Here is a 1,221-nt window from a genome sequence, read left to right as displayed (position 1 = left end):
TTGACCTGCTCCCCGTTGATTAATACACCGCGATGTTAGTAATGTCTTCATAAACCACATGAGGACACTCCCATGAAGAAGCGTTTTTCCGACGAACAGATCATCAGTATTCTCCGCGAGGCTGAAGCCGGGGTTTCTGCCCGTGAGCTCTGCCGCAAGCACGCCATTTCCGACGCCACCTTTTACACGTGGCGCAAGAAGTATGGCGGTATGGAAGTGCCCGAGGTTAAGCGCCTGAAGTTGCTTGAGGAAGAGAACGCCAGACTCAAGAAGCTGCTTGCCGAAGCCATGCTGGATAAGGAGGCACTTCAGGTGGCTCTGGGGCGAAAGTACTGACGACAGACCAGAAGCGGGAAGCCGTTGAGTTTATGTGTAATGCGACCGCTCTGTCGCAACGTCGTGCCTGCAGGCTTACAGGTTTGTCCCTGTCGACCTGCCGCTACGAGGCTCAGCGTCCGGCGGCGGATGCGCATTTATCAGGGCGTATCACAGAACTGGCACTCGAACGAAGGCGTTTTGGTTACCGGCGCATCTGGCAGTTATTACGTCGGGAGGGCCTTCACGTCAACCACAAGCGGGTATACCGCATTTACCACCTTAACGGCCTGAGTGTAAAGCGCAGACGACGTCGTAAAGGTCTGGCGACTGAGCGGCTTCCGCTTCTTCGCCCGGATGCACCGAACCTGACATGGTCGATGGATTTTGTCATGGATGCACTTGCCAGCGGCCGTCGGATTAAGTGCCTGACCTGTGTGGATGATTTCACGAAGGAGTGTCTGACGATCACCGCTGCTTTCGGTATTTCAGGCGTTCAGGTCACGCGTATTCTGGACAGCATCGCGCTCTTTCGTGGCTATCCGGCGACAATAAGAACCGATCAGGGCCCGGAGTTTACCTGCCGCGCCCTCGATCAATGGGCCTTTGAGCATGGTGTGGAGTTGCGACTTATCCAGCCAGGTAAGCCAACGCAGAACGGATTTATTGAGAGTTTCAACGGTCGCTTTCGGGATGAATGCCTGAATGAACACTGGTTCAGCGATATTCTTCATGCCCGGGAAATCATTAATGACTGGCGGCAGGACTATAACGAGTCCAGACCGCATTCATCGCTGAATTACCAGACGCCGGCTGAATTTGCAGCAAGCTGGAGAAATGGAAAATTAGAAGGTAAACAAACCGACATTACTAACTGATCGTTGTATCTAATACTGGGGGCAGGTC

Annotated in this window: 1 protein-coding gene; it reads left to right on the top strand. The window is 53.6% G+C overall.

Features of this window, described 5'->3' with window-relative positions; all coding sequences use genetic code 11:
* Positions 1–72: 72 nt before the first annotated feature.
* A protein-coding gene (locus tag BEB42_RS25885; RefSeq protein ID WP_089578868.1) for an IS3 family transposase occupies positions 73–1,193 on the top strand; the annotation gives its coding sequence in 2 pieces (ribosomal slippage) (positions 73–331 and positions 331–1,193; 1,122 coding nt in all).
* The last annotated feature ends 28 nt before the right edge of the window (positions 1,194–1,221 follow it).

The sequence above is a fragment of the Escherichia sp. MOD1-EC5990 genome (genome assembly GCF_002965285.1).
Lineage (GTDB): Bacteria > Pseudomonadota > Gammaproteobacteria > Enterobacterales > Enterobacteriaceae > Escherichia > Escherichia coli_F.
The sequence above is the reverse complement of the archived record's forward strand: the minus strand, read 5'-3'. Positions and strand labels throughout refer to the sequence as shown.